The organism is Devosia sp., assembly GCF_030689745.1.
Taxonomy (GTDB): Bacteria; Pseudomonadota; Alphaproteobacteria; order Rhizobiales; family Devosiaceae; genus Devosia; species Devosia alba.
In genome coordinates, this window is the sequence record NZ_JAUYGL010000206.1 from 1 (window position 1) to 6,976 (window position 6,976).

Annotated in this window: 8 protein-coding genes; 4 read left to right on the top strand and 4 right to left on the bottom strand. The window is 61.4% G+C overall.

The features are described from left to right. Positions 1–444 precede the first annotated feature (444 nt). Positions 445–1,308 carry a flagellar motor stator protein MotA gene (gene motA, locus Q8O80_RS18080; protein ID WP_305581839.1) on the top strand — a complete coding sequence of 288 codons (864 nt, stop codon included), beginning with the start codon at positions 445–447 and terminating at the stop codon, positions 1,306–1,308. A 20-nt stretch (positions 1,309–1,328) separates the two neighbouring features. Beyond that, positions 1,329–2,249, top strand: a complete 921-nt coding sequence (locus Q8O80_RS18085; RefSeq protein ID WP_305581841.1) for a flagellar motor protein MotB — start codon at positions 1,329–1,331, stop codon at positions 2,247–2,249. 6 nt (positions 2,250–2,255) lie between these two features. On the opposite strand, the gene clpS is transcribed toward Q8O80_RS18085, so the two are convergent. Then, on the bottom strand, positions 2,256–2,561 hold the full coding sequence (gene clpS, locus Q8O80_RS18090; protein WP_305581843.1) for an ATP-dependent Clp protease adapter ClpS: 306 nt from the start codon (positions 2,559–2,561) through the stop codon (positions 2,256–2,258). Between the two features lie 98 nt (positions 2,562–2,659). Here clpS and Q8O80_RS18095 point away from each other — a divergent pair, with 98 nt between their 5' ends. Then, a complete protein-coding gene (locus Q8O80_RS18095) occupies positions 2,660–2,833 on the top strand; it encodes a DUF1328 family protein (RefSeq protein WP_305581845.1) in 174 nt (57 codons plus the stop codon). 9 nt (positions 2,834–2,842) lie between these two features. On the opposite strand, the gene Q8O80_RS18100 is transcribed toward Q8O80_RS18095, so the two are convergent. Together Q8O80_RS18100 and Q8O80_RS18105 are read right to left on the bottom strand one after the other, a co-directional pair. Beyond that, on the bottom strand, positions 2,843–3,310 hold the full coding sequence (locus Q8O80_RS18100; RefSeq protein ID WP_305581847.1) for a GNAT family N-acetyltransferase: 468 nt from the start codon (positions 3,308–3,310) through the stop codon (positions 2,843–2,845). A 186-nt stretch (positions 3,311–3,496) separates the two neighbouring features. Further along, positions 3,497–3,931, bottom strand: coding sequence for an organic hydroperoxide resistance protein (locus tag Q8O80_RS18105; protein ID WP_305581850.1), 435 nt, complete (start codon positions 3,929–3,931; stop codon positions 3,497–3,499). Between the two features lie 90 nt (positions 3,932–4,021). Here Q8O80_RS18105 and Q8O80_RS18110 point away from each other — a divergent pair, with 90 nt between their 5' ends. Then, positions 4,022–4,486, top strand: coding sequence for a MarR family winged helix-turn-helix transcriptional regulator (locus tag Q8O80_RS18110; protein WP_305581852.1), 465 nt, complete (start codon positions 4,022–4,024; stop codon positions 4,484–4,486). A gap of 87 nt (positions 4,487–4,573) precedes the next feature. Here the strand turns inward: Q8O80_RS18110 and Q8O80_RS18115 are convergent, their stop codons facing one another. Further along, the gene (locus tag Q8O80_RS18115) at positions 4,574–6,550 is read right to left on the bottom strand and encodes a bifunctional 2',3'-cyclic-nucleotide 2'-phosphodiesterase/3'-nucleotidase (protein ID WP_305581854.1); all 1,977 of its coding nucleotides are present in this window, start codon (positions 6,548–6,550) and stop codon (positions 4,574–4,576) included. Positions 6,551–6,976 lie beyond the last annotated feature (426 nt).

The following is a 6,976-nucleotide window of genomic DNA, read 5'->3' on the forward strand; positions in this document are numbered from 1 at the left end:
TGCGGCGCATGGGGAAGGTTTGGACGGGGTGGTTAAGTGGGCTGTCTAATGGAGAAGAGCACGAAAGGGAAGGGGGCGTGGATTGATCTTGATTGCTCCATCCAAGGGAAACCATGATGATTTTTGGCTCTGTCCTCACGCGAAGTGTCACCGGGGATGATGGGGGCTGCCGAAAAGGGCATACGCCGGCGCCGCTGAAGTGGGGCCGGTAGCGGACGGCGAATGTCCCATGATGTGACAACCAAGCCGGGACAATAGAGTCGCAGATACACCCACTGTTAAGGCAAAGCCCTGATAGTGGCGCCAGTGGGAACGGTTTGATCGTTCCAAGTCAGATCGGGCCCTGCCGGAATGGGTCGAGCCGGGTCGACGGGTTCGTACGGTGGATGCAGCAGAAGTTTCTGATGCGACTGCCGACGCGTTGTTAATGCGAAAGTTCGGCATATGCGCCTCATCGTCGGTATTTTGATCGTTTTTGCCTCGGTTTTTGGCGGCTATCTGGGGGTCGGCGGACATGTGCAAGTGCTCTGGCAGCCCTTCGAGTTTGTTATCATTCTGGGCGCGGCCATTGGCGCGTTCGTGATCGGGAATACCGGGCCCGTCATCAAGGCAACCCTTGGCGTGTTCGGGACCATGTTCAAGGGGCCGAAATACAACAAGGCAGCCTATGTCGAACTGCTGGCGATGCAGTTCAGCCTGTACAAACTGGTGCAATCCAAGGGCATCCTGGCGCTGGAGCAGCATATCGAGAACCCACACGAATCCACCCTGTTCGCGCGCTTCCCGACATTTGCCGGCAATCACCATGCCGTAGAATTCGTCTGCGACTATCTGCGCATGGTGACACTGGGCTCCAATAATGTGCACGAAATGGAAGCCCTGATGGATGAGGAGCTCGAGACCCATCATCAGGAACGCCACCGCATAATCAGCGCCGTACAGGCTCTGGCGGACGGCACGCCGGCACTGGGCATTGTGGCCGCTGTGCTGGGCGTGATCCACACCATGGGGGCGATCAGCGAGCCGCCGGAAATCCTCGGACACATGATTGGTGGCGCTCTGGTTGGTACGTTCTTCGGGGTGTTCGTGGCCTATGGCTTTTTTGCTCCCTTTGCCCAGGCGCTGACGAATATCTACGATGCCGAATCCAAGTATTTTCTGTCGCTCAAGGTTGGCCTGCTGGCCCATATCGGCGGCCAGGTGCCGGTGATGGCTATTGAATTCGCCCGCAAGGCGCTGCTGTCAGAAGATCGGCCCAGCTTTGCCGAGATTGATGAAGTCACCTCGAATATGCCCGCCTCCACTTGAGCCTGAGAGAACACTGAGTCATGGCCGGATACGATCAGCCGATAATCATCAAGAAGGTCAAGAAGGTTGCTGCGGGCCACCACGGTGGCGCCTGGAAGATTGCCTATGCCGATTTTGTGACGGCGATGATGGCGTTCTTCCTGCTGCTCTGGCTGATCAGCATGACCACGCCGGAGCAGAAGGAAGGTCTTGCCGACTATTTCGCCCCGTCCAATGTGTCGCTGTCGACCAGTGGCGCCGGCGGCATAATGGGCGGAACAGCGCTGGACATCGATGGTGCCAAGATGGCGGGTTCGGCCGTCGATGGCATGCGGGACGTGGCCATGACGCCGGAAAGCCAGAGCCATGGGACGCCAAGCACCGACACCCTCGGCCAGGACGGCGAAAAGGGTGACCTGGCGGCGCTGGACGGCACTGCCAGTGCGGAACTGAAGGCGGCCACGGACCTGGCCTTCCACAGTGCTGCCGCCAGCATCCGGCAGGCCTGGCAGGAACTGCCCGACATCACCAGCATCCAGGACAATCTGCTGCTGGAGATCACCGAGGAAGGGCTCAATATCCAGATCGCCGATCAAAGTGGGCGCCCAATGTTCCCCGAGGGCTCGAAATATCCCACCGAGGAGGCGCGTCAGGCCATTGCGGCGCTTGGGCCGATCCTGCAGAAGCTGTCCAACCAGATTGCCATTTCCGGCCACACGGCGGCGGGGGGCACCTATAGCAATCCGCGCTATGGTTCATGGGAGCTCTCGAGCGACCGGGCCAATGTGGTGCGGGCCCTGCTGGGCGAGTTCGGACTTGCCGATGATCGGATCAAGGCGGTCAGCGGCCGTTCGACGTCCGATCCATTCTTTCCCAACGACCCCTATCAGGCGGCCAATGAGCGCATCAAGATCACTGTGCTTGACGAGCCGCCACCGGTACCTGCCGATCTGAATTTCTAGGACCGGCTAGTCTTCAGGTTCGGTGGTGAAGAGCAGCGGATAGCCCTGGTTGCGGGCGATTTCGGTTGCGCGGTTGGCCTTCTCTTCGGCAATTTCCTTGGTGAATACGGCCACCAGACAGGATCCCCTGGTGTGGGCGGTCAGCATGATGACCGCGGCCTGGGCTTCGGGCACGCGGAACTCGGACTTCAGCAGCCGCACGACGAATTCGCGCGGGGTGAAGTCATCATTGACCAGAATGACCTTGTGCAGCGGTGGCTTGGCGGTCCTGGTGACGGTTTTGGTGCGGAGCCTGGTTCCCGTTTCGGCCATGGGGGCCTCCTATTGACTAGAAGAGTTTCGAGCAGTGATGGTGGAACGCCCGAGGGGGCGGGACGTTACCAAGTCAGCGTCAACTGGAGACTTCTGTCATGCTCAAACTGCTTATCCTGCTTGTGGTGATCGCGCTGGTGTCCGGCGCACTCGGCTTTTCCGGCCTGGCTGCGGGCGCTGCGTTCCTGGCAAAAATCGTCTTTGGCATCATGGTGGTCGGCATCGTTATTGTGCTGGCGCTGGTGCTTTTGGGTCTGGCAGCGCTGAATTAGCAGGTTTGACTACAATTTGAGCTTGAAGCCCTCGTGACTGCCGACGAAGCCGAGCCTGGCATAGAAGCGGTGCGCATCGTGGCGGCGCTTGTTTGAGGTCAGTTGCACGGTGCCGCAACCGCGCTCCCGGCAGCGTTCAATCGCCCAGTTCACCATGGCGCCGCCGTGGCCGGAGCCGCGTTGGTCGGCGCGGACATGGACGTTTTCCAGCATGCCCCGTTTCATGCCGAAATTGGGCAGGCCGGGCACGATGGTAATCTGCAGCATGCCGATGATTTCGCCTGCCAGTTCGGCCACGATCAGGCGCTGGTTGGCGTCTGCGGCGATCTCGTCGAAGGCCAGGCGGTAGCGTGGATCATCCAGGCTTGCCGGGTCCAGCGGTGGGGTGTCGGCACCCCGTGCGTCGCCAGCATGGCTGAGCCCGATCATGACGGGGATATCGGCGGGGGTCGCATCGCGAAACAGCAGGGCGTTCATGGGGCTTCCGAATATTCAAGATTCAGTGCCGTTCGGGCTGGCGCAACAGACTACCAGACCAGCGCTCAAATCCAAGGCCGACCGCCGGGGCGGCAACTGGATGGGATATCTTCGCCAGTGCCTGCCAGAGCGCCTCGCGAGCACTGGGCCGGCCGCCCGCGCAAAGCGGACGGCCGCGAAAGTCGTTCAGACGACAGTCAATTTGACGTCGACATTGCCGCGCGTGGCGTTGGAGTAGGGGCAGACCGTGTGGGCCTTCTCGACCAGGGCAACGGCTGCGGCATGCTCGAAGCCGGGCAAGGTAACCTTGAGCTCAACGGCGATGTTGAAGCCGACGCCACCGGCATTGGCATTTTCCCCGAAGCTGACGCTGGCATCGATGGTGGTTTCGTCGGGAACCTTGATCTTGTCACCGCGCGCCACGGCCTTGATGGCCCCCAGGAAGCAGGCAGAATAGCCGACGGCAAACAGCTGCTCGGGATTGGTGCCCGGACCATCATTGCCGCCCATCGCCTTGGGGGTATCGAGCGTGACCGAGAGACGGTCGTCATCAGTCTTGCTGACACCGGTCCGGCCGCCCGTGGTGTGGGCATGGGCGGTATAAATGGGGGTCTTGATCATGTGTGCGCTCCTTGGTTAGGTAAATTACCATAGCGCGCAATTGAATTGTGTGCAATTGATAATCCGGCATGGACTGGTAACGAAATGGCAATGACGGTAAAATCAGGCATGACCCAACCCGACCCGCTCAACCTCGATTCCATGCTGTGTTTTGCGGTCTATGCCGCAGGGCATGCGTTCACGCGCTTCTACAAACCGCGGCTCGACGCACTGGGCCTGACCTATCCGCAATATCTCGTCTTCCTCGTTCTCTGGGAAACCGATGGTCTCACAGTCAAAGGGCTGGGGGATAAGTTGTTCCTGGATTCCGGCACGATTACGCCGCTGGTCAAACGGCTGGAGACACGTGGCCTGCTGCGCCGGCAACGTGACGCTGTGGATGAACGCCAGGTGCGGGTGTTTCTGACGCCTGAAGGGCAGGCGCTGCGCGAGAAGGCGCTGGCGGTCCCGCTGGCGGTGTATGGCGCGCTGGCCGGTGAACGCGAGGCAGTGGATATGCTGCGCGATGGCCTGCATCGCCTGCGCCAGCAGCTTGATGGCGATCTGCCGGCCTAACGCAGAGATCGAGCAGGGCTTCTCGTCGCCCGAGAGAAAGTGAGGGAGCCATTGCGGCCCCCTCAGCAAATTGATCTGTACCGATGGTCAGAGCGCGATGCGGTAGAGGCCAAAACCGTCGGCATTGGTGTCGCCAGTGGCTTCGATACTGATCGCTGATACGTCATCGACGTGACTGGCGGCCTTGGGGCCCGTGGCAAACAGCACGGTGGTGTCGCCAATCGGGGCGAGGGACCAGTTGCTGTCGGCCTTGGGGTTGATGGTGCCCTGTTCGACGATGTAGCGGACAATGAGGTCGCGATTGGTATCGGGCCCCTTGAACACGATCACCTCGGCATTGATGCCCGGGAAGTTGCCGCCGCCGCCTGCGCGATAGTTGTTGGTGGCAACGACAAACTTCTGTTCGGGATCGATCGGCTTGCCGTCAAACATCAAATCGATGATGCGGCTGGCCTCGGGGTTGGGCTCTTCCTTGCCGTCGGACGAGAAGCGCGAGGGTTGGGTGAGGTCGATCCTGTAGGTGACGCCGTCGATCACGTCGAAATTGTAGGACGGGAAGTCATTGTTGATCAGTTCGGCGTCAACCGCGCCCTTCTCGATCTGGTTGAAGATGCCCGCCGAGCGCTCCAGCCAGTTCTTGACGTCGGCGCCGGTGATGACGACGGCCTGGATGGTGTTGGGATAGAGGTAGAGATCGGCAACGTTCTTGATGGCCACCGGGCCGACCGGGACGTCGGTATAGTAATCGGGACCGCCGCGACCACCCGCCTTGAAGGGCGCTGCGGCGGACAGGATCGGCAGATCCTCCCATTCGGTACCCTTCATCATCTGGGCAATGTACCAGGTCTGGGCCTGACTGACGATCTGCACCGATGGATCATCGGCAACGAGAGCGAAGTAGGAATAGAGCGGCGCGGCGGTCTCGCCGACGGCGCGGCGGATATAGTCGAGCGTTTCCAGATGCTCTGGTTCGGCCGCGGCAACCACGTCGGCCTCATCCTCGACCAGCGGATTGACCTTGCCGTCGACGCGCTCGGCAATCGGGCGCGCTTCGGCGGTGTGGGAGACGATGGTCCATTTGCCATCCGCATCCTGCTCGAGCAGCAGGTCGATCAGGCCCATATGGCTGCCCCAGAAGCCGGCCATGACCGCCGGCTTGCCATTGAGCGTGCCGGCGGCAATGTCGGCGCCTTCAACGCCCTCATAGTCGGGGCCGGGGAACACCAGATGCTGGTGGCCGGTGAGCACGACGTCGATGCCGTCAATGGCGGCCAGTTGCAGCGAGGCGTTTTCCGCGCCCGTCGCCTGATCGGCGGCGATGCCGGAATGGGAGAGGGCGATGATCAGTTCGGCACCTTCCTCGCGCATTCTGGGGATATAGGCCTGGGCAGTCTCGACGATGTCGCGGGTGTCGACCTTGCCAGCCAGATGGGTGGCGTCCCAGGTCATGATCTGGGGCGGCAGGAAGCCGATCAGGCCGATCTTGATGGTCTGGGTGGCGCCCGAGCCGTCCACCAGCTGCTTTTCGACGATGATATAGGGCTTGATATAGGTGGTGTCGCTCAGCGGCTCCGCCGCCAGTTCGCCCCTGACCAGGTTCGCCGAGACGAAGGGGAATTCAGCGCCGGCCAGGGCCTTGTCGAGATAGTCGAGCCCGTAGTTGAATTCGTGATTGCCCAGGGTGGCCGCTTCATAGCCCAGCGTGTTCATGGCGGCGATGATGGGATGCACATTGTCCTCAAGGCCCTTCTCATAGGCCAGGTAGTCGCCCATGGGATTGCCCTGGATGATGTCGCCATTGTCGATCAGCATGGAATTGCCGGCTTCGGCACGGATCGCCTCGATGAGCGAGGCGGTGCGCGCCAGGCCCATCGTGTTGTTGGGGGCATCGGCATAGTAATCATAGGCGAAGACGGCGACGTGCAGATCGGTGGTTTCGAGAATGCGCAGATGGGCCTGATTGGCCTGGGCCATGGCCGCGAAGGGGTGCATGGCGGCGATGGCGCCGACGCTGGCCGAACCGGCGAGGAATGTGCGCCGCGAGATCTTGGGCAGGAAATTCATGGGTCGTCTCCCTGAGGCGTTCATGTGGTGAACTGAACATTCGGGGGCGCAGTGCTCCCGAAAACCGGCGCAGTGTCCGGCGGTGGCGCTCCGGAGGGAGCGAACATGCTCATGCCGCCCTGAGGTGACGCCTGGATGACGGCTGGACCTCGACGCTAGGGATTTTTGATCGGCTGGTCAATTTGTGACCACGCAGGCAAAGGCGCCGCGCGGTCGGCGGACCGGACGGTTGCGGCAGGTGAGCGGACCCCGAGACGGCTTTCGCCTCTGGTAAGGTAAAATAGTGAGACGAAACCGCCTCGGGGCGCCGGTTTTTGGAACTGTACGGCGGCACGGGGATCGCTCGCCCCCACACGGCCGGACTGGAACCTGTGCGGCAGGCAAAGACCACACCCGGCTCATCCCACCACTGTTCGCCTGCAGGCC

Bases quoted from the DNA above. Each gene is read 5' to 3' on its own strand.
- motA (WP_305581839.1), top strand. From the start codon at position 445: ATGCGCCTCATCGTCGGTATTTTGATCGTTTTTGCCTCGGTTTTTGGC.
- Q8O80_RS18085 (WP_305581841.1), top strand. From the start codon at position 1,329: ATGGCCGGATACGATCAGCCGATAATCATCAAGAAGGTCAAGAAGGTT.
- clpS (WP_305581843.1), bottom strand. From the start codon at position 2,561: ATGGCCGAAACGGGAACCAGGCTCCGCACCAAAACCGTCACCAGGACC.
- Q8O80_RS18095 (WP_305581845.1), top strand. From the start codon at position 2,660: ATGCTCAAACTGCTTATCCTGCTTGTGGTGATCGCGCTGGTGTCCGGC.
- Q8O80_RS18100 (WP_305581847.1), bottom strand. From the start codon at position 3,310: ATGAACGCCCTGCTGTTTCGCGATGCGACCCCCGCCGATATCCCCGTC.
- Q8O80_RS18105 (WP_305581850.1), bottom strand. From the start codon at position 3,931: ATGATCAAGACCCCCATTTATACCGCCCATGCCCACACCACGGGCGGC.
- Q8O80_RS18110 (WP_305581852.1), top strand. From the start codon at position 4,022: ATGACGGTAAAATCAGGCATGACCCAACCCGACCCGCTCAACCTCGAT.
- Q8O80_RS18115 (WP_305581854.1), bottom strand. From the start codon at position 6,550: ATGAATTTCCTGCCCAAGATCTCGCGGCGCACATTCCTCGCCGGTTCG.